The organism is Sodalis sp. RH20 (genome assembly GCF_047324205.1).
GTDB lineage: Bacteria > Pseudomonadota > Gammaproteobacteria > Enterobacterales > Enterobacteriaceae > Acerihabitans.
In genome coordinates, this window is the sequence record NZ_CP178733.1 from 3814428 (window position 1) to 3839789 (window position 25362).

Genomic DNA, 25362 nt, shown 5'->3' on the forward strand with positions numbered 1-25362 from the left:
AAGGGATTAACCTCATATTACAACGGTGTTAACAATTAGCGTAGGGTACTATAATTTGCGCCCTGTCGCCACAATGTACACTTCCCGCGATCGTGCGCGCGAAGCGTCTGGCTTACGAATCTTTACCTTCGTAAATAGGGAGCGAATTTCCCGCAGGTATTCATCAAAACCTTCTCCCTGAAAGACTTTAACCAGAAAACTGCCGCCAGGTGCCAGTACATCCCGGCACATCTCCAAGGCCAATTCGACTAAATACATGGCCTTGGGAATATCAACGGCCGGCGTGCCACTCATATTAGGGGCCATATCGCTCATGACCACCTGTACTTTGCTTTCGCCTACCCTATCAAGCAAGGCCTGCAGCACCAGCGGGTCGCGAAAGTCGCCTTGCAGGAAATCGACGCCCACGATGGGATCCATGGGGAGAATATCACAGGCGATGATACGCCCTTTCTTGCCAATTTGCGTGGCGACATACTGCGACCAGCCGCCGGGCGCGGCGCCGAGATCCACGACAGCCATATCCGGTTTGAACAGTTTGTCGCCCTGCTGTATTTCTTCAAGTTTAAACCAGGCACGCGAACGCAGTCCTTTTTTTTGTGCCTCGAGAACATATTTATCGCTAAAGTGTTCCTGTAGCCATCGACTGGAGCTTCCAGAACGCTTTTTGGTGGTCATCGTGTTTTCCAACTATCCTGAAAGAGTGCATTTGTGATGGGATGCGGGCACTCGTGCGCCAGATACAATCACGACCGATTTGGTGATAACCATGAGATGGCGGTAGAATGTACCGTTTTCAATCCCAACGTAAGCAAAAAAGACAAATGAATCTTAATAATAAGCAAAAACAGCACCTGAAAAGCCTGGCTCATCCGCTAAAACCGGTCGTCATGCTGGGCAATAACGGCCTGACCGAAGGCGTGCTGGCAGAAATTGAACAGGCTCTTGAACATCATGAGCTTATCAAAGTGAAAATTGCCGCGGAAGAACGCGAGACCAAAACGCTTATCGCGGATGCCATCGTGCGTGAAACCGGCGCCGTTAACGTGCAGGCCATCGGCGGCGTCCTGGTTCTGTACCGGCCGGGTAAAGACCATAAAATCACTTTACCGCGCTGAATACACCTTTTCTGCTGAAAAGGTGCCATGTTCCCCGATAGAGGAAAAGGCCGCTTACGGCCTTTTTCCTTTCTTTACAAATCATCTCATTCCGCTTTTTCAGCGTATTAAAGATATTCTATCTGCAAAATCTCATATTCCACATCGCCGCCGGGTGTCCGGATCAGGGCGATATCGCCGACTTCCTTGCCGACCAGACCCCGCGCCATGGGGGAATTGATGGAAATAAGATTTTGTTTAAAATCGGCCTCGTCGTCGCCAACGATGCGATAGGTCTGCTCGTCTTCGTTTTCCAGGTTCTGGATAGTGACCGTAGCGCCAAAAATCACCCGGCCGCCGGCCGACATCTTGGTGACATCGATAATCTGCGCGTTGGACAGCTTCGCTTCGATTTCCTGGATACGGCCTTCGCAGAACCCTTGCTGATCGCGCGCGGCATGGTATTCCGCGTTTTCCTTCAGATCGCCGTGCGCGCGAGCCTCGGCGATGGCCTTGATAATTTCCGGGCGGCGGACGCTTTTCAAAAACTCGAGCTCTTCCCGCAGCTTATCGGCACCACGCAAAGTCATCGGAATTGGTGTCATGGCAATACCTCTAAATGAATACATCCTGCTAAAATAGTCGCCGTCCTGACGGTACTGAATGTTGTCACGGCGTAGCCGTTTGCGCTACCACCTAAGCGAAAAGCAAAAAAAACCGCACCTGGCGCAACGAGCCTGGTCAGTCTTGGTTTGCATTTTGATACGTATTTTAACCCAGAGTTCCCGATGGGTCATCGTTTACTTTAACCCTGTTTGCACCGTAGTATGGCACCACGTTACTTTGCCGTTGCACAATATTATGCGTTTTGTAGGAATACTCACAGGATTGACCGGCGTTATTATGCTGTCCGCGCACGGCGCGCCGGTGGAAAATTATACGGAACTGTTACCCGACGGCGCCAACCTGGCATTGATTGCACAAAAAATCGGCGCCCCCACGCCGGCCATTGATTATCACAGCCAGCAGATGGCCCTGCCGGCCAGTACCCAGAAAGTGATCACCGCGCTGGCGGCATTGTTGCAACTGGGGCCGGCCTATCGTTTCAGCACCACCCTGGAAAGCGACGGCACGGTCGGCAACGGCGTGCTGCGCGGCAACCTGATCGCCCGTTTTAGCGGCGATCCGACCCTGGGGCGCCAGCAGTTGCGCAATATGGTCGCCGAACTGCGCAAGCAGGGCATCCGCCAGGTTTCGGGCAATCTGCTCATCGACACCTCCGCCTTCGCCAGCCACGATAAAGCCCCGGGATGGCCGTGGAATGACTTGACCCAATGCTTCAGCGCGCCGCCGGGCGCGGCCATCGTCGATCGCAACTGCTTCTCCGTTTCGCTCTACAGCGCGCCCAAGGCCGGCGATAATGCGTTTATCCGCGTGGCCTCGTATTACCCGGTGCAGATGTACAGCCAGGTACGCACCCTGGCGAAAGGGTCCCCCGAGGCACAATATTGCGAGCTGGACGTGGTGCCGGGCGAGCTGAACCGCTTTACCCTGACCGGCTGCCTGCCCCAGCGCGCCGAACCCCTGCCGCTGGCGTTTGCCATCCAGGATGGCGCAAGCTATGCGGGAGCCATCCTGAAAAGCGAGCTGAAAGAAGCGGGTATCGAGGTGGCGGGCACCCTGCTGCGTCAAACCGTTCCCGGCGCGCCGGGCAAGATACTGGCGCAGACGTATTCCGCGCCCCTGCATGATTTGCTGCGGGTGATGCTGAAGAAATCCGATAACATGATTGCCGATACGGTATTTCGCACCATCGGCCGCGAGCGTTTCAAGGTGCCCGGCACCTGGCGCGCCGGTTCGGACGCGGTACGGCAAATCCTGCGCCAGCAGGCCGGCATCGATCTGGGCAATACCATTATCGTCGACGGTTCCGGCTTATCGCGCCACGATCTGATTTCACCGGCCACCATGATGCAGGTGCTGCAATATATCGGCCAGCATGACCAAACCCTGGATTTCATCTCCATGCTGCCGCTGGCGGGATATGACGGCACGCTGATGTATCGCGCCGGGCTGCACGAGGCGGGCGTGGACGGTAAAGTCTCGGCCAAAACCGGCTCGTTGCAGGGGGTTTATAACCTGGCGGGCTTTATCACCACCGTCAGCGGCCAGCGCATGGCTTTTGTGCAGTATCTCTCGGGATACGCGGTGCCGCCCGAGGATCAAAAGGCCAGGCGCATTCCCCTGGTACGTTTCGAAAGCCGGTTATATAAAGATATCTATCAAAACAACTGATTGGCGCCCCCCTCGTCCATAAAAAAACGCCCCCCCGCAAACAGCGGTAGGGGCGTTGTAGCGGCGGTGAGGCCGCCCGGGCGCGTATTAATGCAACCCGTGCAGGATCGCGGCAAATCCAGAACCGTCAGCGGTGATAGATAAATTCCACGCCTTCTTCATCATCTTCATCCCAATCATCATCGTCCAGATCGTCCTCTTCAGCGACGATCTCGGTTTTTTCCAGCTGTTCGCGGTGATAGTCATCCCACATAAACTCAACCTTGACCGGGGCGGCGGCCTCTTCAGCCGGCAGATCGTGGGGATGGCTGTTAATGAAGGCCATCACGTCCCAGCACAGCGCTTTAACGCCCTGCTGGCTGGCGGCGGAAATAATATAAAACTGTTCCTGCCAGCCGAGCGCCGCGGCTATGGCCTTGGCCCGGCGATCCGCTTCTTCGGGGTCGAGCAGGTCGATCTTATTAAATACCAACCAGCGCGGCTTGGCGGCCAGCTTTTCACTGTAGCGCTCAAGCTCCTTGACGATGATCCGGGCGTTTTCGATGGGATCCGATTCATCGATGGGGGCGAGATCGATCAGGTGCAGCAGCACCCGGCAGCGCTCAAGGTGTTTCAGGAAACGAATGCCCAGGCCGGCGCCTTCGGACGCGCCCTCAATCAGGCCGGGGATATCGGCGACCACAAAGCTCTGCTCATTATCCATGCGCACCACGCCAAGGCTCGGCACCAGGGTGGTGAAGGGATAATCGGCCACCTTGGGTTTGGCGGCGGACACCGCGCGGATAAACGTCGATTTGCCGGCATTGGGCAGACCGAGCATGCCGACATCGGCCAGCAGCAGCAGCTCGAGCTGCAGTTCGCGGTTTTCGCCCTTGGTGCCGTCGGTTTTCTGGCGCGGGGCGCGGTTAATGGAAGATTTAAAGCGCGCGTTGCCCAAGCCGTGGAAACCGCCTTTCGCCACCATGACGCGTTGCTCATGGCGGGTCATGTCGGCCATGGTTTCACCGGTGCCCTGGTCGAGGATACGGGTGCCCACCGGGACTTTGATGGTAATGTCCTTGCCGCGTTTGCCGGTGCAGTCCCGGCTTTGGCCGTTTTGACCGCGTTCAGCGCGGAAGGATTTCTCGAAGCGATAATCGATCAGGGTGTTCAGGTTCCGGTCCGCCAGCAGATAGACATCGCCGCCGTCCCCGCCGTCGCCGCCGTCAGGACCGCCGTTAGGAATATATTTTTCCCGCCGGAAACTGACGCAACCGTTGCCGCCGTCGCCCGCGACCACCACGATGGCGGCCTCATCTACAAACTTCATGGAAACTCTCCGTAATTCATTTGCCGGGCGGCTTAATGGGCAGCACCGGTCCTGTGTTGGCCCGCACGGGCAGGAGCCGATGGCCCGCCGCAGAAAACATCGCACCCGCCACCACGACAAACGCGCCCAGATAACCGACAATATTCAGCGCCGGAGCAGCGAAATAATCCGGCCAGGCCAGTGACAGCAAATCCGAAAAAAGTAAGGTGAACAGGGGCGTCAGCGTGACGATAGCGCTGACCTGCGCCGCCTGCCAGCGCGCCATGGCTTCCGCCAGCGCGCCGTAACCAACCAATGTATTGGCACCGCAAAATACCAGGCAGGCAACCTGCCACAAGCTTAGGTGCATCACCGCCGCGGGCTTGGCCACGACGGATAAGGCTATTGTACACAAAACATACAGTAAAAACAGGATCTGTTGCGAGGCCAGCCGGCGCAGCAGAACCTTTTGCGCCACGCCGTAACAGACCCAGACCGTCGCCGCGCAAACCCCCAGGATCACCCCCAGGGTGTAGTCGGTCAGCCGGGTAAAGATCTCCAGCAGGCTGGTATTAAAAAACATCACCAGGCCGCTTATCAGCATCAACGCCCCGATAATCTGGGTGCCGCGCATGCGTTCCTTAAGGATCAGCACGCTGGCGAACATCATGCCCACCGGCGAAAGCTGGCCGATGACCTGCGACGCGGTCGGGCTAAGGTATTGCAGCGACGAACTGAAGAAAATAAAGTTGCCCAGCAAGCCCGCGGTGGCGATAACCAGCATCATCAGCCAGCGCCAGCGCAAAAACAGCGTTAATGACGGCAGTTGGCGACGCGGCGCCAGGATGACGGCCAGACCGATACCCGCCATGATGAAACGGTACCAGACCACGGTATACGGCTCCATGTCGGTGAGCACCTGTTTCATGGCGATGGGCAACGCCCCCCAGCACATTGCGGTGGTGAGCGCCAGCATGATGCCCACCCCTGCCTGCTGTCCCGCCTGCTGATTTGTCTTCATGAGTGTTTAACGCGAAACGTGGCCGGAAAGAAAAGTAAAAAGCCCCGCAAGAATTGCGGGGCTTTGCTCTGTTATCGGGACGTGTTGCCTGGGCCGGGCTATCGGAGCCGCGGCCAGCAAAAAACGGAAAATTTATTCAGCTGCTACGATGCTGACAAACTTGCGGTTTTTCGGTCCTTTAACTTCGAACTGGATTTTACCAGTAGCCAAAGCAAACAGAGTGTGGTCTTTACCGCAACCAACGTTGGTGCCGGGGTGGAATTTAGTTCCACGCTGGCGAACGATGATGCTGCCTGCTAAAACAGCTTCGCCGCCGAAGCGTTTGACGCCCAGGCGTTTACTTTCTGAGTCGCGACCGTTACGAGTCGAGCCGCCAGCCTTTTTGTGTGCCATGAGTGTGCTCCCCTGTTAGGCGCCGATACCGGTAATTTTCACGTCAGTGAACCACTGACGATGGCCTTGTTGCTTACGATAGTGCTTACGGCGACGAAATTTAACAATCGTCACTTTATCGCCACGACCATGGGCAACTACTTCAGCTTGAATCTTTCCGCCATTGACGAAAGGAACGCCGATCTGAATGTCATCACCGTTGGCAATCATCATCACCTGGTCGAATTCAACGGTTTCACCCGTTGCGATGTCCAGCTTTTCAAGGCGAACAGTCTGACCTTCGCTGACCCGGTGTTGTTTACCACCACTTTGGAAAACCGCGTACATAAAAAACTCCGCTTTCCGCGCACTCAACTTAGATTCGTCCACAGTGCGCTATAAATATTCACAATAGGGCGCGAATTCTACGCAAAAAAGCGCCCTATGACAAGTGCAGAATACATACAGGAGACGAAAAAAGCGCAGTTTCTTCACCGGCATTTATCTCTGGCATTTTTCAAGTACAATCAGTAACACAGTTTCTACCATCTGGCCCCATGAGCAGCGTTACTATCTAACGGTTAAAATAAAGCCTAAAGACAATAATGAACCTTGATCAAATTACAGAACTTACCGCACATGATATGGCGGACGTCAACGCGATTATCCTCGAGCAGTTGAACTCCGAAGTCGCGCTTATCAATCAGCTTGGCCACTACATCATCAGCGGCGGGGGCAAGCGCATCCGCCCGATGATAGCCGTGCTGGCGGCCAGGGCCTTGCATTACGACGGCAAAAAGCATGTGACCGTGGCGGCGCTGATTGAATTTATCCATACCGCCACCTTATTGCATGACGACGTGGTTGACGAATCCGATATGCGCCGGGGCAAGGCCACGGCCAACGCGGCGTTCGGCAATGCCGCCAGCGTCCTGGTGGGGGATTTTATCTACACGCGCGCCTTCCAGATGATGACCGGCCTGGAATCGCTGCGGGTCCTGGCGCTGATGTCGGAGGCGGTTAACGTCATTGCCGAAGGCGAAGTATTACAGTTAATGAACTGCAACGATCCCGATATCAGCATCGAGAGCTACATGCGGGTGATTTACAGCAAGACGGCCCGCCTGTTCGAGGCGGCGGCGCAATCTTCCGCCATTTTGGCCGGCGCCACCCCCGAGCAGGAAAACGCCCTGCGGGATTACGGCCGTTACCTGGGCACCGCCTTCCAGCTAATCGATGATCTGCTGGATTACGGCGCCGACGGCAAGACCCTGGGCAAAAACACCGGCGACGACCTGAATGAAGGCAAGCCCACCCTGCCGCTGCTGCATGCCATGCGCCACGGGGACGCGCGGCAGGCGGCGATGATCCGCGAGGCCATTATCCAGGGCAACGGCCGCCACCTGCTCGACGCGGTACTGGAAACCATGCATCAGTGCGGTTCCCTCGAGTACACCCGGCAGCGTGCGGAAGCGGAAGCGGATAACGCCATCACCTGCCTCGCCTGCCTGGAGCCGACCCCTTTTCGCCAGGCGCTGGAAAGCCTGGCGCACCTGGCGGTGCAACGGCAATTTTAGGAAACCGGCGGCCGATAGCGGGAAACCCGCCGGCAAATCCGTTCCCGGTGATTATCAGCGCTTGGGCGTCATGCCCAGGCGCGTCAGAAACCCCGTAATCCCCTCGCGCAACACCAGGCTGATGACCTCATCCCGTTCCTCCGGTTGAAATTGCTGATATATAGCCATCCAGGCCCCGAGAGGGTCTTTTTCCGGCGCCTTGCGCGCGGGATTGATCAGGTATTCGGCAACGGGCGTTTCCTGCATTTGCCGGCTGGTGAGCTCTTGTTGCACTTCGGCTGGTAAACTCTCAATGGCGAATTCCAGGCCTTTTCCCTGCACGCCCACGACCGGACGGCGGATCCAGTTTTCCCGCCGTGCCCGCGCGGTAATGCCTTGCCGGGTACCCGGAAGCTTGGCTACACCAATGAGTTCACAGGTCTTAAACCAGGCTTTTTTCATATCTTTTGCATTCCAAAAAGGGACGTCCATAGCAAAATTTGACATCATTGAGAAAATGGTGGAAAAACTTTAGGAAAAAATGTGCTATAAATTTTCCGGTGGCATAGTGAAATCAACTACGGGTTACTTACTTATGCTAATTAGTGCATTTACCTACCCTCAGTGAGCAGCAAGGGATTGAATATGTGTGAAAGGATAAAAGATTGGCACTCCGCCGATATCATTGCAGCGTTACGTAAACGCGGCACCACGCTTGCGGCCGTCTCTCGGGATGCAGGCTTGAGTTCGTCAACCCTGGCGAACGCCATGACCCGCCCATGGCCGAAAGGCGAATGGCTTATAGGGAATGCCTTGGGCATACACCCACTGGAAATCTGGCCCAGCCGTTACATTGATCCGAAGACGAATCAGTTGGTTGACAGAAAAAGCCTGATACGCTCCCGCTGACAGTAAACCAGGCCGGAATACGCCCCCGGGCGCGCCGGTCTTACCCTCCTACTCCCGATCGAGTCCCGCCAGGGATTCATCGGGATAATCCAGGCGTTTTAACAGGTTTAAAACGCCCTCCCTTAAAATAAACGACACCACGAAGTCGCGTTCCGCGCAGGAGAGCTGTCGGTGAATTTCCAGCCAGGTGGAAGAAGGTTCCTGCTGCGAGACCTTATATTCAGCAGTACCGGAACGGAGCGACAGCGTTTTTTTTACCGTGTCGGGCAGGCTTTGCCATGCATATTCCACAGCCTTGCCGCGTGCCCCTTCGCGTCGCCTTTTATGCCAGCCTTCTTCGCGCGCCCGCCGGTTCAGCCCTTGGCGCGTTTTAGGCAACCCACCGACGCCTATCAGTTCATGCGTGGCTATCCATTCCTTTTTTAGTGCCATCGTTTCCCTCCTTGTCTGGTAATAACTCTCGTTATCTCCATTCCGCAATACCTGTAAAACCCTTTTAACGCAGCGGTCTTACCCAGGCACGGTTCCGTTATAGGTTCGCTTTTGCAGTTTAGCCATTACGGCTTGCCGTTACGTCAATTACAACACAAAAAAAGCAGTAAGCGCTACAACGGATGTAAAAATGAGATCGTGGTTGGTTTTTATCCCATAAACTGAAAATAAACACTATTTATCAATAGAATAATTAAGTAAGGCAATTAACCTGGCGGCAGGAAAAACGCATTTTTAATTGCAGAAATCGCCGATAAGACATGCTGGTAAATGATGAAAAACATGTCCACATAAGCTGGGGTAAAATACGTTTAACCTGATGAAGAAGGGACCAAATGAAGGGGAAAGGGTCGGAGGCCGGCAGATGACCGGCGCGTCCCACCGCCGGCACGTGCGATGGCGATCGCTAACAGCCGCGGCCCAGGGTTCCGGGTCGCGGCGTACAGGCTACTGATTGATGAATTTTTCGCCCAGTTCGATATCTTTCTTCAGCACATCCTTCATCTGTTCCAGCGCCTGCTGTTCGAACGCGCTCAAGGTACCGATGGATTGACGTTCTTCCAGCCCTTGTCTGCCCAACAACAGCGGTTGGGCAAAGAAACGGGTAAATTCGCCGTCCCCTTCAACGTACGCGCATTCCACCACGCCGGCTTCACCCTGCATGGCGCGCACCAACGACAAGCCGAACCGCGCCGCCGCCTGGCCCATTGATAACGTGGCCGAACCGCCGCCGGCTTTCGCTTCCACGACCTCGGTGCCGGCATTCTGGATACGGCGGGTGAGATCGGCGATTTCCTGCTCGCTGAAGCTCACGCCTTTCACCTGTGACAATAAAGGCAGGATAGTGACGCCGGAATGGCCGCCAATCACACGCACTTCCACGTCCTCGGGCCGCAAGCCTTTCAGCTCGGCGACAAAAGTATTGGAACGGATGATATCCAGGGTAGTGACGCCGAAAAGCTTGCGTTTGTCATACACCCCGGCTTTCTTCAGCGCTTCAGCGGCAATCGCCACGGTGGTATTGACGGGATTGGTGATAATGCCGATTAACGCCGTGGGACAGGCTTTCGCCACCTGGTTGATCAGGTTGCGTACAATGCCCGCATTGACGTTAAACAGATCGGCGCGATCCATGCCGGGCTTACGCGCCACGCCGGCGGAAATAAGAACGATGTCCGCCCCTGCCAAGGCGGGGGTTGCGTCCTCGCCGCTAAAGCCCTTAATCTTGACCGCGGTGGGAATATGGCTGAGATCGACCGCCACGCCGGGCGTTACGGGGGCGATGTCATAAAGAGAGAGTTCTGAACCTGGAGGGAGCTGGGTTTTGAGCAACAGGGCAAGGGCCTGGCCTATGCCACCCGCTGCGCCGAGAACTGCGACTTTCATTCTAATCTCCTTATTATTATAGGAAAAATTAAATGCCGTCAAATCATCTGGTTATGATCATAGAGACATAAACGGGTAAAAACAAATCAGCGATCGCAAATTTGAGAATTGACGCATTAACTTCCCTTTTTTATCCCTATTAGCCGCCCGAATTCCCATGCCGGATGACCTCACCGGATAATGCCTGTCGCCGCCGTTCAATACCCGTGGTTAGCGTCCACACTACACCGACAGCAATGGTTAAAACAACATCAAATTAATAACATTCTCTTTACTTTTAACGGCCATGAAATATGGGAGCCCGGTCATGGTCGGTTTGAATAGATATTGCTAAGCTGATTGTTTTGCCGACTTAATTTGGCCATCCTGGCGGTGGCTGCGCATTGTTATTGCATAAAAATGCAAATTTATGCATAATTCGTCGTACAATACTGGCTACTGGTTTGGGAAAATATGCGCAACCACTTTAAACAAGAAGAACTGGTGAAAGCTTTTAAGGCCTTGCTTAAGGAAGAGAAATTCAGCTCCCAAGGTGAAATCGTTTTTGCATTGCAAGAACAGGGATTTGAAAATATTAACCAGTCCAAGGTATCAAGGATGCTGACTAAATTCGGCGCGGTAAGGACCCGCAACGCGAAGATGGAAATGGTCTATTGCCTGCCGGCGGAACTGGGCGTGCCCACCACCAGCAGTCCGCTGAAAAACCTGGTGCTGGATGTCGATCACAACGACGCGGTTATCGTTATCCATACCAGTCCCGGCGCCGCCCAGCTTATCGCGCGGCTGCTGGATTCCCTGGGTAAATCCGAAGGCATCCTGGGCACCATAGCCGGGGACGATACGATCTTTACCACCCCCGCCAAGGGTTTTAGCGTAAAGCAGCTTTACGAAGCCATCCTTATTCTGTTTGAACAGGAACTCTAAGCCGACGATCGGGCGCTTTATAACGCCAGCGCCTAACATTCGTGCTTTTCATCTCTTTTATGCCGCTGCAAAAGCGTCATCACGCCACAAATGATGCTGCCTTTGTGGCCCTAAGCCCCGCTAATATTCTCTCTAGGGTTTCACCGCGGCGGTTTCCACCGCCGGAAGCCGGCCAGACAGCACGTTTGGCTAAAAACCGCTATCTGATTGAAATTACAATTATTTAACATTAATTGTATATTATTCAACCACTTTTAATAGCTTTTTCTTATATCATGCGAAAGTACAGAAATAAAGTTTCATAATAAATTATGAGCAAACTACTAATACCTGCCGTTACTAGTGTATACTTTGTTTCGTGATGAACATCACGTTTTACATCCTGTTGTCAGCAATAAAGAACAGCATGAAGAACGTCAGTCAAAAGAATAGTAGAGGTATAAAACATGAAAATTAAAACCGCAGTATCACTGATGACCGTAATGTCAGCCTTATCTTTCGGCGCCTTCGCCGCAGAATCAATCTCGCAGGATCAGGCCAGCGGCTTGCATTCGTTCGGCACCGTAAGCGTAGGCGGGATCGCGGGTGCGCCTTCCGACATCCATCAGGCGCTGAATCAAGCTGCTCAAGCCAAAGGCGCAACGGCATACCACATCACGGAAGCCCGTGAAAATGATACCTGGCACGCCACGGCCGAGTTGTATAAATAAGCGCATGGATGGAGGGCACCGGCAGCGACTTGCCGCCGCGCCCTGGGCTGAATTGCTGAAAGCCGGCGGGTTCGTCAAGGCTTGAAACAATAATCAATAACGCAGTGCAGAAAGAGTTTACTCCAGAAGTCAAAGCGGTTATGCCGTCGTCGCCCTCAGTTATTCCTGTGTCCAGTAATAACCCAAGACGCGGACAGCCGATTCCCTCTCGTCGTCCTATCCGGCGAACCTTTTCCCCCGCTTGCGGGGGTTTTTTTTGGCTTGCGCACGGCGCCTACACCGCCAGGCCGGCTTTCAGGTTTAACTGCGCCAGCAGTTTTTCATGAATGCCGCCGAAGCCGCCGTTGCTCATCACCAGAATGTAATCGCCCGGTTGCGACGTCTTGACAATCATTTCCACCAGCGTATCGACATCGGCGCTCCAATGCGCCGGCTGTACGCACGCCTCCGCCACCTCGCTCACCTGCCAGGGAATATGCTGGGGCTGGAATAAAAATACCTCGTCGGCGCGGCCCAGCGAAGGCGCCAGCTCATTTTTATTCAAGCCCATTTTCATGGTGTTGGAGCGCGGTTCCAGCACCGCCAGAATACGCGCGGTACCGCCAACTTTACTGCGCAACGCGGCTAGGGTCGCCAGGATTGCCGTGGGATGGTGAGCGAAATCATCATAGAGTTTCACGCCGTTGGCAGTCCCTTTAAGCTCAAGACGACGGCGGGCATTGATAAAGGATCCCAACGCCCGGCAGGCATCGGCCGGCTGCACCCCCACGTGACGGGCGGCGGCAATCGCCATCAGGCCATTATGCATATTGTGCTCGCCCACCAGATCCCACTGCACGTCGCCCATCAGCTCGCCTTGCAGGAAGACCTGGAACCGGCTGGCGTCCGCCGCGCTTTTTTTCGCCCGCCAGCTGCCTTCCTCACCGACATATTCCTGCTCGCTCCAGCAGCCCATCGCCATCACCTGCTTCAGATGCGGGTCGTTATCGGGCAGGATGATTTTCCCTTTGCCGGGCACCAGCCTGACCAGATGGTGGAACTGTTTTTGGATGGCTTTCAGATCGTCAAAAATATCCGCATGATCGAACTCAAGGTTATTAAGAATCAGGGTGCGCGGGCAATAATGGACAAATTTGGAACGCTTATCAAAAAACGCACAATCGTATTCATCCGCTTCCACCACGAAAAACGCGCCGTCGCCTAAACGTGCGGAAACGGTAAAATTCCCCGGCACGCCGCCTATCACGAACCCCGGCTGATAGCCGCACTCCTCCAGGATCCAGGTTACCATGCCGGCGGTGGTGGTTTTGCCATGGGTGCCGGCCACCGCTATCACCCAACGCTGCTGCAGCACGCGATCGTGCAGCCACTGCGGGCCGGACATGTAAGGAATACCCCGCTCCAGTACCGCTTCCACACAGGGATTGCCGCGGCTCATCGCATTACCGATAATGACCAGTTCCGGCTCGGGCGTCAGCTGCGCCGGATCGTAACCCTTGATCAGCACAATGCCCTGATCCTGCAGCAGCGTGCTCATCGGGGGATAGACGTTATCATCGGACCCGGTCACTTCATGCCCCAACGCGCGCGCCAGCATCGCCAGCCCACCCATAAATGTGCCGCAGATCCCGAGAATGTGTATGCGCATAATTTTTCCATTTTTTAACACGAACTGCGGCTCATTCTACCGCTGCGGCCGACTGATATAAACGGATTTGATGATGTACTCGCATTCGTTTAAGCTAAACTGCATTACATACGTAAGCGGCAAATCGATGAGTGTTAGCTCTGTCAGGTTAACCGGACTGTTACTCGGTCAGTGAAATCGGTCAGTGAAATTGGTCAGTGAAAATCGATTGTACCGCTTTTCATCCTTAGCAACATGGTCATTCTTTGGATCCAGGGAAAGTGATATGAAAACGTTAGGCGAATTTATCGTAGAGAAACAGCACGAATTTCCACATGCCACCGGTGAACTTACCGCGTTACTCTCCGCGATAAAATTAGGGGCGAAGATCATTCACCGCGATATTAATACAGCGGGTTTGGTGGATATCCTCGGCACCAGCGGCGTATCCAATATCCAGGGCGAAGTGCAGATGAAACTCGACCTGTTTGCCAATGAAAAATTAAAAGCGGCGCTGAAGGCGCGCGGACAGGTAGCGGGCATTGCTTCCGAAGAAGAAGACGAAATCGTTATTTTTGACGGCGAGCGCTCCACCAGCGGCAAATATGTCGTGCTGATGGACCCGCTGGACGGCTCATCCAATATCGATGTCAACGTCTCGGTAGGCACGATATTTTCCATCTACCGCCGGGTCACGCCGGTGGGCACGCCGGTGACGCTCGAGGATTTCCTCCAGCCCGGCAGCAAGCAGGTCGCAGCGGGTTACGTAGTATACGGCTCGTCCACCATGCTGGTTTATACCACCGGCTGCGGGGTCCACGCTTTTACCTACGATCCTTCCATCGGCGTATTTTGCCTCTCCCACGAAAGCGTACGCTTCCCGGCCACCGGCAATATGTATTCCATTAACGAAGGCAACTACATCAAGTTCCCCAACGGCGTTAAAAAATACATCAAATACTGCCAGGAGATGGACGAGGCCACTCACCGCCCCTACACTTCCCGCTACATCGGCTCGCTGGTATCCGACTTCCACCGCAATTTGCTCAAGGGCGGCATCTACCTTTATCCCAGCACCGCCACGCATCCGCAGGGCAAACTGCGCCTGCTGTATGAATGCAACCCGGTCGCGTTCCTGGCCGAACAGGCCGGCGGCAAGGCCAGCGACGGCAAAAACCGCATCCTGGATATCGTGCCGCAACAGCTCCACCAGCGTTCGCCGTTCTTTGTCGGCACCGAATCCATGGTCAACGACGCTGAGCGCTTTATGCGCGATTTCCCCGACGAATAATAACCACGCCTCGCGGCACGGCAGGTCCGCTAACGCTGAACTCAACGCAGACGTGTTAAAGGGAGAGCGTGCCGATGGGGTCGAATCGGGCGTGGTGTTCCCGCCCGACCGAGGCCCCATGGCGCGGTAGGCCCGCCAACACTCATCTCAAAGCAGACGTGTTCAAGGGAGACCGTGCCAATGGGGTCGAATCGGGCGTGGTGTTCCCGCCCGACCGAGGCCCCATGGCGCAGTAGGCCCGCCAACGCTCATCTCAAAGCAAACGTGTTAAAGGGAGACCGTGCCGATGGGGTCGAATCGGGCGTGGTGTTCCCGCCCGACCGAGGCCCCATGGCGCGGTAGGCCCGCCAACACCCATCTCAAAGCAAACGTGTTAAAGGGAGAGCGTGCCAATGGGGTCGAATCGGGCGTGGTGTTCCCGCCCGACCGAGGCCCCATGGCATGGTATGCCCGCCAACACTCATCTCAAAGCAGACGTGTTCAAGGGAGACCGTGCCAATGGGGTCGAATCGGGCGTGGTGTTCCCGCCCGACCGAGGCCCCATGGCATGCTAGGCCCGCCAACACCGAACTCAACGCAGACGTGTTCAAGGGAGACCGTGCCAATGGGGTCGAATCGGGCGTGCTTTTCCCGCCCGACCGAGCGCCCCATGGCGCGCTAGGCCCGCCAACACTCATCTCAAAGCAGACGTGTTCAAGGGAGAGCGCGCCCATTAGGGCTGCTGCGTATACAGCACGCCGTAACAGAGATAGACGAACCTTTTCGCCTGCATTTGCCTGCATTTAAATGGAAAGCGGCCAGCTTTGGCTGGGATTTCGCTGGCGCTTGCGGGGGGCTTATGTTGCCGCAGTGCGGGTTTCGCTTGCCGTGCGTTCGGTGGTTATATGGCGTGCCCGGTGCCGGCAAGCGACAAAGAGGCCGTACCGCGACGGCCTCCTTGACCTCCGCGCGCCCGGCAGGTCGCGCGTCGCTGCGCGATGCCTTCCGCCGCCCATGCCCCCGTTATGCACCGGCCCGGTTAGCGCTCCCGGCGCCACCGGGCCTTTCGCCGCTCCCGGCGGCTCATGCCGGGGGCACAGGCGCCGTCAGCGCGCTTTATGCCGGTCCACATGTCGCTGTTCGTACTGCATGTTATGAAGCGATAGCGGCGCTGTTGCTTAGGATAAGGTCAGGCGTCGGCATAGGACTAACTATTATGGGATGCAACGAGTAGGGAATACAGCTGGCGCAGCGAAAAACCGGTTATTCAGACATGCCCTTACCCGTTATCGTTATGCAGTCGAACAGTAAAACATTCATCATTCAGCGTTAAGTTTTAGCAGTAAAAAATACGCTTTCAGCCATCAGCCACTAAAAAAATGAATACTGATAGTTTTCCCGGTAAGCGCATACCGCTAAGAACCCCAAAACGCCGATTTGCTCACAGGCGATGGTGTTGACGTGATGCCGGCATAGAGTGCGCCGGCGGCGCGCATCGCGGCTGGATGAGCCGCCGGGAGCGGCGAAAGCCCGGATTGCGCTGGGAGCGCATATCGGGCGGTCCAAAAAGCCGGGATGCAGCGCTGCCGGGAACCGCGCAGCGGCGCACGATCTGCCGGCCGCGCGGAGGTCAAGGAGGCCGTCGCGGTACGGCCTCTTTGTCGCTTGCCGGCACCCGGCACTGCATATAACCACCGAACGCACGGCAAGCGAAACCTGCACCGCGGCATCATAAACCTTACCACAACGACATAACCCTCACCGCGGCATCATAAACCTTACCGCAACGACATAACCCTCACCGCGGCATCATAAACCTTACCGCAACGACATAACCCTCACCGCGGCATCATAAACCTTACCGCAACGACATAACCCCCGCCGCAAGCTACACCCCCCCGCCGTGGCGACATCCATATTCACGGGTGCCCAATATGATGGCCGGACCATATCTGCCCGCCAACGCCGAACTCAACACAGATATGTCCAAGGGAGCACGCGCCAACGCCAGATCAGCGGTACTACACCTTCAGGCCGCCGCCTCCACGTCACTCACTTCTTCCGCCACTGCCGCCACCTCCTCAAGCTGAAACACCGCCATACTCTTCGCCAACTGCTGCGACTGCGCCTGCAGCGAACGCGTCGCCGCGCTTGATTCCTCCACCAACGAGGCGTTCTGCTGCGCCACCGCGTCCATCTGCGACACCGCCAGGCTAATCTGTTCAATGCCGCGGCTCTGCTCATCGGTGGCATTGGAAATCTCACGCATCAGCTTGGTCACCCGCATCACTTCCTCGGAAATTTCATCCATGGTCTCGCCGGCGGTATGGGCCATCTCCGACCCCTCGTTAACCCGCCCCTGCGACTCTTGGATCAACCCCTTGATCTCCTTCGCCGCCTCCGCGCTGCGATGGGCCAGGTTACGCACCTCCCCGGCCACCACCGCAAATCCCCTGCCCTGCTCGCCGGCGCGCGCCGCTTCCACCGCCGCGTTCAGCGCCAGGATATTGGTCTGGAACGCAATACCGTCAATCACGCCCAGGATATCGGCGATACGACGCGAACTCGCGGTAATCGCCTGCATCTTTTCAATCACGTAACAGACCACCTCGCTCCCCTTGTCGGCGGTATCGGACACCGCCCTGGCCAGCTCATGGGCCTGACGGGCATGCTCGGCATTCAGTTTCACCGTCTGGGTCAGCTGCTCCATACTCGCCGCCGTCTGTTCAAGCGCCGCGGCGGAGGCTTCTGTCCGCTGGGAAAGATGGGTATTGCCCTGGGCCAATTCCCGCGTGCCGGTATCGATTTGGCCGCCCGCCACACGCACCTCGCTCACGGTGCCGGCCAGCGCATCCTGCATCAACGACAGCGCATTGTTCAGACGCGCCAGCTCGGTGGCTTTACTGGCGCTCACCGGATAATACAGCGAGCCGGCGGCAATATGTTCCAGATGGACAATGGCGCCATCCAGCGGACGCAGGATAAATCTGCGCACCGCCAGCCAGGCTATCACCGACAACACCAGGGCCAGCACACAGGCGACAATCGTCAGCATCAACTGGATACGGGCGGCATCGGCGGCGTCACGCTGGATCTGCTGCCCGGTCTGCAGCGCATAGTGCTGAAAAGTGTCCAGCGCCTTATCCATCTCCAGGCTGAGCGGAGTAAGCTGCGTCTCCAGCACCTGATAATACCCGTCCGGATTCGCATTATTCAGGGCGACCATGACGGGCTTGACGCCCTGTTCATTATAACGCTGATACACCAGGTTCAGCTGCTGGGCGCGCCTGGCGCCCTCGGCGGTCACCGAACCGGTCGCCAGAAACGCCGCCATATCTTGGTCGGCCAGCTTGGCCAACGCCTTGACATTGGCCGTCGATGCCTGGGCTTCGTTGATAAGGCCGGTCTCATACTGCCTTACCGCCAGTGACGCCTCTGTGCGCGCCCTGAGCGAAGCGTTATAGCTGCGGGATAACAGGCCCAGCTCCTCGCCCTGAACCTGGTTAATGGCTTGCAGGGAACGTGAACTTTGCTGAATGGTACGAATGCCGATACCACCGACAATAAATAAAATAATGGTCATCACGATCAGCCAGGTCAGTAATCCAACCTTGACGCTCATGGTTTTCAACATAGCTCCGCCCCTGCATTTTCAGATGTTGATGAATACAAATCACCCGGCAGAGGCTGTACACTCCGCCCTGCATCGGTTATCGGTGGCACCGGCGAAGACTTTATCGATTCAGCGGGGATCAATCCGTTATATATCCGTTATGTGAGTCACCTCACAGGCCGGATTGGGTCGGTTAATTCGCCGCAGGCAAGTATTCGGCGGTGAACTACCGCATTTTTTGGTTATAATAGGCGCTAGGCCATTATTATTGGAAAGGTTAAGGAAACTGACATGAGCTTGAATCTGGTACCGGCAGGAAAAGATCTTCCCGAGGATATTTACGTCGTGATTGAAATCCCGGCCAACGCTTCCCCGATCAAATACGAAGTTGATAAAGCAACCGGTGCGCTGTTTGTCGATCGTTTCATGTCCACCGCGATGTTTTACCCTTGCAACTACGGTTACATCAACCATACCCTCTCGCTCGACGGGGATCCGGTCGATGTATTGGTGCCGACGCCGTACCCGCTGCAACCCGGTTCCGTTATTCGCTGCCGCCCGGTAGGCGTGCTCAAGATGACCGACGAAGCCGGCGAAGACGCCAAGCTGGTGGCGGTGCCGCACACCAAAATGACCAAAGAGTACGACAATGTGAAAGACGTGGAAGACTTGTCTCCGCTGCTGCGGGCGCAAATCACCCATTTCTTCGAACATTATAAAGATCTGGAAGCAGGCAAATGGGTGAAAGTGTCGGGCTGGGAAAACGCGGAAGCCGCTAAAGCGGAAATTATCGCCTCCTTCGAACGCGCTAAGAAATAAGTTACGCCTGTCCCTGTCCAGGAAATGCGCAAAGCCTGGTTTGCGCATTTCCTTGCCATCACTCAGGGTTCAGGATTCTTCGGCGCGTTTTACCCAGTCCCCACTCAACAACCGCCGCAATCCCTCCACCGGCCGCTGGTAGACATACATCCAGGCGCCGCCGTAAGGCGTCGCGATCAGGGCCCGTTTATACTCGCCGCTTTTGGTGCGCAGGGCATCCAACTCGGCCAACGTCGAGGAATCAATGCGATATACCTCACAATATACCGTTCCCGTGCCGGGGACGACCGCCGGATAATGACCGAGATCGTATAATTCAAAGCCGGAGATCACGTGATCGCCTAACCACTGGCCGTTCGTCATCCAATGACTGTTGCCTTGATTGCGTCGCAGACTACCGTAGACAATTATTCGCATTGTTAAAACTCAAACTGATAGAGCAAGTCCAATGCCTGATCGAGACCAGACACGGCTTCCAGATAAAGTCTCGGCATTAAACGGTAACGTAACGTTAACGTTGCCAATGAATCAAAAATACCGACCCCATATTTAACTTGCAAGCCGGGTGCAACATAACCACTGACCACGACCTGGGACTCGTCGCCGACACCTTGCGTATCCAGGGTTAAATTACTTACCCCGAACGCTGCGCCGATTTTACCCACAAGTTGCCCACTTTGCGCAACCCCCATCCCGATTAACATCGACGTCATCGCGCTGCTGTCGGCGCCGGGCGTATTAAGCCCCTGGCCCCGCAGCAGGTAAGACAGCGCCTCCTGCTGCGATTTCACCGGTTCGGTGAACACCTCAAGCCGTGGCTGATCCGCCATGCCGGTCACCCTGACGCCGGCGATCACACCGTCCGCCGTGTTATCCGGGTTACGAATGGCCTCAACGTTCAGCAGCGGCTGATCCGGCGGACCGGCGAACATCAATTGCCCGCGCCGGACGCTCAAATCCTGCCCATAGGCCCGGAAACGGCCGTACGGGATATTGATCTGGCCGTTCAGGCCCAGGCCCTGCTTATCCTGGATCATTTTCAGATCGCCCTCCAGCCGCGCCTTCAGTCCGAAGGCATCCAGCCGCACATCGCGGCCGACATGGATAACCAGGTTGCTGTTGATAACCGTGTTGACCTTTGCCTGTTCCACCGGGCGCAGCTGCTTATCGAGGATCACTTCGTCGGGCGACACGCCCACCGCGCTCGGCGGCAATTCCTTCACCTCGATCCGCGCCCAGGGTATATCGACCCGGCCGTTAAGGGTAAAGACCTGCGGCGCGGCCTCCAACACAATATCAGGTGAGACATCCATGCGCACCATGGGCGGCACGGTAATTCTTATCCCGGAGCCCTGGGCGGCGATCCGCGCGCGCCAGGCGCTGATATTGCTCCAGTCGGCGCTGCCGCCAAGGTTAAGCTGTCCATGGGTGGTATGGATAACCCCTTGCAGTGTCGAACTGGTGCCGTTGAACACCATCGCCAGACGGCTCTCATTCATGGCAAACGGCATCCAGTTGCCGCGCATCAGCAGCCGGTCCAGGCCCAATTGCCCATACAGCTGCGGCCGGGCGACGCTGCCGCCGACGCGCAGACGGGCGTCCAGGATGCCGGCGGCGCTTTCTCCCCGCGACAAAATGGGGTTAAGGACAGACAGCGACAGCCGGCTGATAGTAACGTCGCCGGAAAGCGTGCGCCGCCCCTGGGGATCGGCCACCGCCACCTGGCCGGTAAACTGGCCGTTGCCGGCGATGCCCACCTGCCAGTCCAGACGCGCGCGGTCGTGATCCAGGCCGGCGTTGAGATTTAACGTCTCGAAGGCTATCGGCAACGCATTGCCCTGGACATTTTGTACCACCTTTACCCCCCTGCCCACCAGGGCGATTCGCGCCTGGGGCAATCCGCCGCCCGGTTGCCAGCTCACCTCCGCCCGGCCGGTAAACAGGCCGCCCAGCGCGGTGTCCGCCGGCAGGAAGGGACGGATCATCGCCAGATCGAAACGCTCGAGCACCACCGCGGCCCGGCCGCCGGCGCCGGCGTCGATGGCGGCGGGAACACAAAGCCGGGCGTTGGGATTCTGCCAGCAGTGGGGGCCGATAACGACGCGCTGCGAGCTATGCTGATAATCCAGCGTCATGGCGCGGGTTAACCGCCAGTCGCCCACCGGCGTGCCGATACGCGTCTGGGTCAGGGCGCCTTGCCAGCGCTGCCGCTGCCGATCATACCCGCCGTTAAGCGATAGCTCGCCGGCAATCGGATCGCCCTGCAAATTCAGGCGCAGCTGGTGGCGGCGCTCGTCGCCGGTTACCGCCAGGCTAAGCTGGCGCACCAGCAGGTTATCCTGCTGGAGTTGATCCAGGCGCAGGTTCAGGTCGCCGCGCACGATATCGCTAACGCGGAGATTGCCGGCCAGGGCGATGCGACGCACGGCCAGGGACTGCCAGCGCAGCCCGACGGCGTTCAGATCCATGTTGACCTGCGGCGTCTGCCGCTCGCCCCGTACCGTGAACCGGCCGCGGGCGGTGCCGGCAAGGCCGGGCAGGACGCCGTTCAGGTTCGGCGCATCGAGCACGGCGTCGAGAGCCAGTTGCTGGTTTAAATCACCCTTGATATCCAGGCTGTTGCGCCCCAGCGCCAGCCGGAGATCGGGAATATGCCACTGCCCGGCGGCGTTGCCGCTCAGGGAACCGCGGGCGGTCACCGGGTTTTGTTTGATATTGCCGTTAAGCGTCAGTTCGGGGATACGCAGCTGCCAGCTGCCGCCGTGGATGCTGCCCCGGGTGGAAATCTTGCCCGCGAGCCGGGCCGGCCAATCGGGCCATTGCCGGGCGGTATTGATGCCGCTGAGCGTCAGTTCGCTCCGCCAGCTCACCGCGTCGCTCCAGTCAATCACCGCCGTCAGATCGGTCGTTCCCTCCAGAGCCGCCACGCGCAGGCGCGTCAAGGTAAACTGCGTGGGATTGCCTTTCCCCTCAAGGGACAGATCCGCCGGCGGCAGGCCCTCGCCGCTGACGGCGCCCTGCATGGCAAGCGTATAATCCACCGCCTTGCCATCAACCTTCAGCGCCAGATCGCGCAGGCGATACTGCGGTTCGCCGGTCAATGGCCACTGCGCGCCAGGACTGGCGAACGTCACCTCCAGCGGCAGGCCGCTGTCGGCCAGGCGCAGGCCGGCATTGATTTGCGCCTTGACCGGCCCCGAAAAATTCAGGGCGGTATCCAGGCGATCGCGTAAACTGCCGCCGACCGTCAGCCTGATCCTCTCGCCCTTGACCGGATCGATATTCAGTTGGGTGTTAACGGTTAATTCCAGCGGCCATTGTCCCTCCAGGCGCGCCTTGCCGCTGGCGCTCAGCAAACCCTGCACGGCGTCGATGCGCAGGCGTTCCAGGGTGATCTCCCGATCCAGCGTCCGCCCCTGCATCAGGAAGCTTGTTACCTGGATATCGGTATCGCCGGTAAGCCGCAGGTCCGTACCGCGCAGTTCCTGCAATTGGATATTGAGCGGCACCTGGATATCCGGCAATCCGGGCAACACGGGGGCGGCGAATAGCGCCTTTAAGGTTTCCGCCAAGGGCGGCGCCTGTGCCGCCGCCTTTTCGGCCGCCAGGCGGGCGGCGGCGCGTCGTTGCTCATCGGTCTGGGCCACGGCGTCGATTGCCTGGTCGGCCAGCACCGCCGCCGCTTTCGGCAGGGCCACCAGCAGGCCATTAATCTCCGTGGGCGTGACGATAAGCGTATTGCCGCGAAAATCCATGCCGCTGTGGAACCTGTCCAGGGCGATGACCGTATGGTCGATTTGCACCCGCACCCCGTTGACGCTGAGATTACGCAGGATCAGCGGATAGGGGGTACTTATCGCCGTGGTGTCCTGCGCCGCGGCCGGGGCGTCCGGCTGGCCCGGCGCCAGCGCGGCGGTGTCAATCGCCACATCCACCCCGCTCAAGGCAAGATCGTTGACGCACAGCGCACTGTGCCGAAAGCAGGAGAAATCAAGCGCGAGATGCAGCTCGTTCGCGTTTACCGTCATGCCCGGCTGCTGATAGCGCACCCCCTTCAGCGTCAGATCGCGCCAGCCGCCGCTGACGCTGACGATGTCCAGTCCCGGCACCCAGCGCGCGGCGCCGTTCAGCAGCAGATGCAGGCCGCTGGTGGTGCCGATCAGATACGCCAGCGCGCCGAGCAGCAGTACGATAACGGTCAGGATGCCGAGGCCGATTTTTTTTGCAAGACTCATAGTTCTGTCCCTAATCCTATGTAGAACTGCAATCCATGTTCCTCGGGATCGCCTACGGGCGCGGCCACGTCCAGTTTGATCGGGCCTACCGGCGACTGCCATCTTACCCCGACGCCGGCGCCGGTTTTCAGGCTGGTCTGCCGGAAATCATTCACCGCCTGGCCGGTATCGATAAAGGTGGCTCCCCACCACCTGCCGGTCACATTGTATTGATACTCCAGGGAACCGGTGGCCAGCTTCGAGGCGCCGGTTAGCTTGCCATCCTCGTCGCGGGGAGATATGGCCCGGAACCGGTAGCCGCGGATGCTGCGATCGCCGCCGGCGAAAAAACGCAGGGACGGCGGCACGCGATCAAAATTATTGGTTTCGATCCAGCCCAGGTTATAGCGCGCCACGAAACGGTGTTTATCCGCCAGGGTGCGTACCCAGACGTTTTGCGCCTGCAGAATGAAAAAATCCACATCCGAGCCCCAGGTGGTATCGGACACGTCGATGGAATAACGCTGGGAGTCGCCCCAGGTGGGCATCAGCCCGCCGCGCTGCCGGGTACGGTTAACCGTGAAGCCGGGATAGAGCAGCATGGTGGTATCGGTGACATTGGCCTGGGTAAAATGGTCCAGGCTCCAGCGCAGGTTGACCGAGCGCTGCCAGCCGGAAGAAGAATCCCAGAAGCGCGCCACGTTGACCGTGGTGGCATCGGATTTGGTATCGTTAAGGTCTTCGCGCTTAAACCCGCTTTGCACCACATAATATTGCTCCAGCGGGCTTTTTTGCAGCGGGATTTTATAACTGAAATCCAGCGCCTGCTCGGGAGCGGATACGCTCAGCGTGGTCTGCAGGCTATGGCCCCGGTCGTTGAGCCAGGGCCGGTTCCAGGTGGTTCTGACCCGGGGCCCGACGTCGGAGGCAAATCCGACCCCGGTTTCGATAATATTGCGGCTGCGCGGCGTTACCACCGCGTCCAGCGGCAGGACCTTATTGGTTTTCCCGGCGCTGAAATCGGGCGAGACCACCACCGAGTTAAACCAGTTGGTGGCGGCAAGCTGGCGGTTAAGCTCCGCCAGCGAGACGGCGCTGTACTCGTCGCCCTCGCGGATAGCGGGAATATTCTGCAGGTAGTCCTCGCGGATTTGCGCGCCGTGAAAACGCACCTTGCCGAAGCGGTAACGCTGGCCGCTGTCAAAGATCACATCCCAGAACGCTTCGTGGCGTTCCGGCGATACGCCAAGCTGCCGCTTGGGGAAATCCGCGTCAAAATAACCGTTGCGTACCGCCAGGCCGGTCATGCCGCTGATAAAATTGGTGTAATCGCCATGATTGAGCACGCTGCCGATGGCCGGCCGGCTGCGCCGCACCAGGCCCAGGTAATCCCTATCGGTGCGCGCGTCGCCGCGCAGACTGATGTTCACGCCGGCGATTTTCACCGGCTGGCCGGGCGCAACCTTGGCCAGCAGCACGGGCCGTCCGCCGTTGACCGCCGGGCGGAACTCAAAATCGATTTGCGGCGAGTAGTAGCCCAGGGCGCGCAGCCCTTCCCGCACCACGCCGTCGACGCGCGCCTGGAATCGCGCATCGGCCGTGATTTCATCCGCGCCGATGGTGGACAGGCGCGCGCGGACATTACGCTGCAATTCTCCCTCCAGTCCTTCCACCTGCAACCGCACGTTGGCGGCGTAGGACCATGGCGTAGCCAGTAGAATGCAAAACAGGCAAAGAAGGCGATTATTTGGCACGCTGGCTCCTGAATT

At 57.4% G+C, this 25362-nt stretch carries 22 protein-coding genes; 8 read left to right on the plus strand and 14 right to left on the minus strand.

Annotated features, from left to right (window positions below; genetic code table 11):
• Positions 1-48 precede the first annotated feature (48 nt).
• A complete protein-coding gene (gene rlmE / locus ACL2XM_RS17555; protein WP_413722091.1) occupies positions 49-678 on the minus strand; it encodes a 23S rRNA (uridine(2552)-2'-O)-methyltransferase RlmE in 630 nt (209 codons plus the stop codon).
• Positions 679-824: 146 nt separating this feature from the next.
• Here rlmE and yhbY point away from each other — a divergent pair, with 146 nt between their 5' ends.
• Positions 825-1118, plus strand: a complete 294-nt coding sequence (yhbY, locus tag ACL2XM_RS17560; RefSeq protein WP_162364080.1) for a ribosome assembly RNA-binding protein YhbY — start codon at positions 825-827, stop codon at positions 1116-1118.
• A gap of 107 nt (positions 1119-1225) precedes the next feature.
• On the opposite strand, the gene greA is transcribed toward yhbY, so the two are convergent.
• Entirely contained in the window at positions 1226-1702 is a 477-nt protein-coding gene (gene greA / locus ACL2XM_RS17565) for a transcription elongation factor GreA (protein ID WP_410016519.1), read from the minus strand.
• Positions 1703-1958: 256 nt separating this feature from the next.
• Here greA and dacB point away from each other — a divergent pair, with 256 nt between their 5' ends.
• Complete coding sequence (gene dacB, locus ACL2XM_RS17570) at positions 1959-3392, plus strand: serine-type D-Ala-D-Ala carboxypeptidase (protein ID WP_413728890.1); 1434 nt, start codon at positions 1959-1961, stop codon at positions 3390-3392.
• A gap of 127 nt (positions 3393-3519) precedes the next feature.
• Here the strand turns inward: dacB and cgtA are convergent, their stop codons facing one another.
• The 4 genes from cgtA to rplU form a co-directional block, all read right to left on the minus strand.
• Positions 3520-4701 carry an Obg family GTPase CgtA gene (gene cgtA / locus ACL2XM_RS17575; RefSeq protein ID WP_410016521.1) on the minus strand — a complete coding sequence of 394 codons (1182 nt, stop codon included), beginning with the start codon at positions 4699-4701 and terminating at the stop codon, positions 3520-3522.
• 16 nt (positions 4702-4717) lie between these two features.
• Positions 4718-5701: a DMT family transporter gene (locus ACL2XM_RS17580; protein WP_413728891.1), complete on the minus strand. Its 984-nt coding sequence runs from the start codon at positions 5699-5701 to the stop codon at positions 4718-4720.
• Between the two features lie 132 nt (positions 5702-5833).
• Positions 5834-6094 (minus strand): 50S ribosomal protein L27, encoded by a 261-nt coding sequence (rpmA, locus tag ACL2XM_RS17585; RefSeq protein WP_162364084.1) that lies wholly within the window; start codon positions 6092-6094, stop codon positions 5834-5836.
• 15 nt (positions 6095-6109) lie between these two features.
• Positions 6110-6421, minus strand: a complete 312-nt coding sequence (gene rplU, locus ACL2XM_RS17590) for a 50S ribosomal protein L21 (RefSeq protein ID WP_162364085.1) — start codon at positions 6419-6421, stop codon at positions 6110-6112.
• 257 nt (positions 6422-6678) lie between these two features.
• On the opposite strand from rplU, the gene ispB reads away from it, so the two are divergent.
• Entirely contained in the window at positions 6679-7650 is a 972-nt protein-coding gene (ispB, locus tag ACL2XM_RS17595; RefSeq protein ID WP_410016523.1) for an octaprenyl diphosphate synthase, read from the plus strand.
• A 54-nt stretch (positions 7651-7704) separates the two neighbouring features.
• Here the strand turns inward: ispB and ACL2XM_RS17600 are convergent, their stop codons facing one another.
• Positions 7705-8091, minus strand: coding sequence for a DNA-binding protein (locus ACL2XM_RS17600; RefSeq protein WP_410016524.1), 387 nt, complete (start codon positions 8089-8091; stop codon positions 7705-7707).
• Between the two features lie 183 nt (positions 8092-8274).
• Between ACL2XM_RS17600 and ACL2XM_RS17605 the strand changes: the two genes are divergently transcribed.
• Entirely contained in the window at positions 8275-8538 is a 264-nt protein-coding gene (locus ACL2XM_RS17605; RefSeq protein ID WP_410016525.1) for a helix-turn-helix domain-containing protein, read from the plus strand.
• 48 nt (positions 8539-8586) lie between these two features.
• Here ACL2XM_RS17605 and ACL2XM_RS17610 read toward each other — a convergent pair whose 3' ends face one another.
• The gene (locus tag ACL2XM_RS17610) at positions 8587-8970 is read right to left on the minus strand and encodes a DNA-binding protein (RefSeq protein WP_410016526.1); all 384 of its coding nucleotides are present in this window, start codon (positions 8968-8970) and stop codon (positions 8587-8589) included.
• A gap of 507 nt (positions 8971-9477) precedes the next feature.
• Positions 9478-10416 (minus strand): malate dehydrogenase, encoded by a 939-nt coding sequence (gene mdh / locus ACL2XM_RS17615; protein WP_413722089.1) that lies wholly within the window; start codon positions 10414-10416, stop codon positions 9478-9480.
• A gap of 453 nt (positions 10417-10869) precedes the next feature.
• On the opposite strand from mdh, the gene argR reads away from it, so the two are divergent.
• Together argR and yhcN are read left to right on the plus strand one after the other, a co-directional pair.
• On the plus strand, positions 10870-11340 hold the full coding sequence (argR, locus tag ACL2XM_RS17620) for a transcriptional regulator ArgR (protein WP_410016528.1): 471 nt from the start codon (positions 10870-10872) through the stop codon (positions 11338-11340).
• A gap of 446 nt (positions 11341-11786) precedes the next feature.
• A complete protein-coding gene (gene yhcN / locus ACL2XM_RS17625; protein ID WP_413722088.1) occupies positions 11787-12050 on the plus strand; it encodes a peroxide/acid stress response protein YhcN in 264 nt (87 codons plus the stop codon).
• 274 nt (positions 12051-12324) lie between these two features.
• Here the strand turns inward: yhcN and mpl are convergent, their stop codons facing one another.
• Positions 12325-13698, minus strand: a complete 1374-nt coding sequence (gene mpl, locus ACL2XM_RS17630) for a UDP-N-acetylmuramate:L-alanyl-gamma-D-glutamyl-meso-diaminopimelate ligase (protein ID WP_410016530.1) — start codon at positions 13696-13698, stop codon at positions 12325-12327.
• Between the two features lie 265 nt (positions 13699-13963).
• Here mpl and fbp point away from each other — a divergent pair, with 265 nt between their 5' ends.
• Positions 13964-14968, plus strand: a complete 1005-nt coding sequence (gene fbp, locus ACL2XM_RS17635) for a class 1 fructose-bisphosphatase (RefSeq protein ID WP_410016531.1) — start codon at positions 13964-13966, stop codon at positions 14966-14968.
• Positions 14969-16976: 2008 nt separating this feature from the next.
• Here fbp and ACL2XM_RS17640 read toward each other — a convergent pair.
• Positions 16977-18581 (minus strand): methyl-accepting chemotaxis protein, encoded by a 1605-nt coding sequence (locus ACL2XM_RS17640; RefSeq protein WP_410016532.1) that lies wholly within the window; start codon positions 18579-18581, stop codon positions 16977-16979.
• A gap of 270 nt (positions 18582-18851) precedes the next feature.
• Between ACL2XM_RS17640 and ppa the strand changes: the two genes are divergently transcribed.
• Positions 18852-19379 (plus strand): inorganic diphosphatase, encoded by a 528-nt coding sequence (gene ppa / locus ACL2XM_RS17645; protein ID WP_410016533.1) that lies wholly within the window; start codon positions 18852-18854, stop codon positions 19377-19379.
• Between the two features lie 69 nt (positions 19380-19448).
• Here the strand turns inward: ppa and ACL2XM_RS17650 are convergent, their stop codons facing one another.
• Genes ACL2XM_RS17650 through tamA form a run of 3 tightly spaced genes read right to left on the minus strand, consistent with a single transcriptional unit; the run spans position 19449 to position 25347 of the window.
• Positions 19449-19796: a gamma-glutamylcyclotransferase gene (locus tag ACL2XM_RS17650; protein ID WP_410016534.1), complete on the minus strand. Its 348-nt coding sequence runs from the start codon at positions 19794-19796 to the stop codon at positions 19449-19451.
• 2 nt (positions 19797-19798) lie between these two features.
• Positions 19799-23614 (minus strand): autotransporter assembly complex protein TamB, encoded by a 3816-nt coding sequence (gene tamB / locus ACL2XM_RS17655; RefSeq protein ID WP_413731302.1) that lies wholly within the window; start codon positions 23612-23614, stop codon positions 19799-19801.
• The gene (tamA, locus tag ACL2XM_RS17660) at positions 23611-25347 is read right to left on the minus strand and encodes an autotransporter assembly complex protein TamA (RefSeq protein ID WP_410016536.1); all 1737 of its coding nucleotides are present in this window, start codon (positions 25345-25347) and stop codon (positions 23611-23613) included. The genes tamB and tamA overlap by 4 nt, the downstream gene beginning before the upstream one ends.
• Between the last annotated feature and the right edge of the window lie 15 nt (positions 25348-25362).

What these genes read in the sequence shown, in the direction of transcription:
- rlmE (WP_413722091.1), bottom strand. Translation starts at nt 678, where the DNA reads ATGACCACCAAAAAGCGTTCTGGAAGCTCCAGTCGATGGCTACAGGAA.
- yhbY (WP_162364080.1), top strand. Translation starts at nt 825, where the DNA reads ATGAATCTTAATAATAAGCAAAAACAGCACCTGAAAAGCCTGGCTCAT.
- greA (WP_410016519.1), bottom strand. Translation starts at nt 1,702, where the DNA reads ATGACACCAATTCCGATGACTTTGCGTGGTGCCGATAAGCTGCGGGAA.
- dacB (WP_413728890.1), top strand. Translation starts at nt 1,959, where the DNA reads ATGCGTTTTGTAGGAATACTCACAGGATTGACCGGCGTTATTATGCTG.
- cgtA (WP_410016521.1), bottom strand. Translation starts at nt 4,701, where the DNA reads ATGAAGTTTGTAGATGAGGCCGCCATCGTGGTGGTCGCGGGCGACGGC.
- ACL2XM_RS17580 (WP_413728891.1), bottom strand. Translation starts at nt 5,701, where the DNA reads ATGAAGACAAATCAGCAGGCGGGACAGCAGGCAGGGGTGGGCATCATG.
- rpmA (WP_162364084.1), bottom strand. Translation starts at nt 6,094, where the DNA reads ATGGCACACAAAAAGGCTGGCGGCTCGACTCGTAACGGTCGCGACTCA.
- rplU (WP_162364085.1), bottom strand. Translation starts at nt 6,421, where the DNA reads ATGTACGCGGTTTTCCAAAGTGGTGGTAAACAACACCGGGTCAGCGAA.
- ispB (WP_410016523.1), top strand. Translation starts at nt 6,679, where the DNA reads ATGAACCTTGATCAAATTACAGAACTTACCGCACATGATATGGCGGAC.
- ACL2XM_RS17600 (WP_410016524.1), bottom strand. Translation starts at nt 8,091, where the DNA reads ATGAAAAAAGCCTGGTTTAAGACCTGTGAACTCATTGGTGTAGCCAAG.
- ACL2XM_RS17605 (WP_410016525.1), top strand. Translation starts at nt 8,275, where the DNA reads ATGTGTGAAAGGATAAAAGATTGGCACTCCGCCGATATCATTGCAGCG.
- ACL2XM_RS17610 (WP_410016526.1), bottom strand. Translation starts at nt 8,970, where the DNA reads ATGGCACTAAAAAAGGAATGGATAGCCACGCATGAACTGATAGGCGTC.
- mdh (WP_413722089.1), bottom strand. Translation starts at nt 10,416, where the DNA reads ATGAAAGTCGCAGTTCTCGGCGCAGCGGGTGGCATAGGCCAGGCCCTT.
- argR (WP_410016528.1), top strand. Translation starts at nt 10,870, where the DNA reads ATGCGCAACCACTTTAAACAAGAAGAACTGGTGAAAGCTTTTAAGGCC.
- yhcN (WP_413722088.1), top strand. Translation starts at nt 11,787, where the DNA reads ATGAAAATTAAAACCGCAGTATCACTGATGACCGTAATGTCAGCCTTA.
- mpl (WP_410016530.1), bottom strand. Translation starts at nt 13,698, where the DNA reads ATGCGCATACACATTCTCGGGATCTGCGGCACATTTATGGGTGGGCTG.
- fbp (WP_410016531.1), top strand. Translation starts at nt 13,964, where the DNA reads ATGAAAACGTTAGGCGAATTTATCGTAGAGAAACAGCACGAATTTCCA.
- ACL2XM_RS17640 (WP_410016532.1), bottom strand. Translation starts at nt 18,581, where the DNA reads ATGTTGAAAACCATGAGCGTCAAGGTTGGATTACTGACCTGGCTGATC.
- ppa (WP_410016533.1), top strand. Translation starts at nt 18,852, where the DNA reads ATGAGCTTGAATCTGGTACCGGCAGGAAAAGATCTTCCCGAGGATATT.
- ACL2XM_RS17650 (WP_410016534.1), bottom strand. Translation starts at nt 19,796, where the DNA reads ATGCGAATAATTGTCTACGGTAGTCTGCGACGCAATCAAGGCAACAGT.
- tamB (WP_413731302.1), bottom strand. Translation starts at nt 23,614, where the DNA reads ATGAGTCTTGCAAAAAAAATCGGCCTCGGCATCCTGACCGTTATCGTA.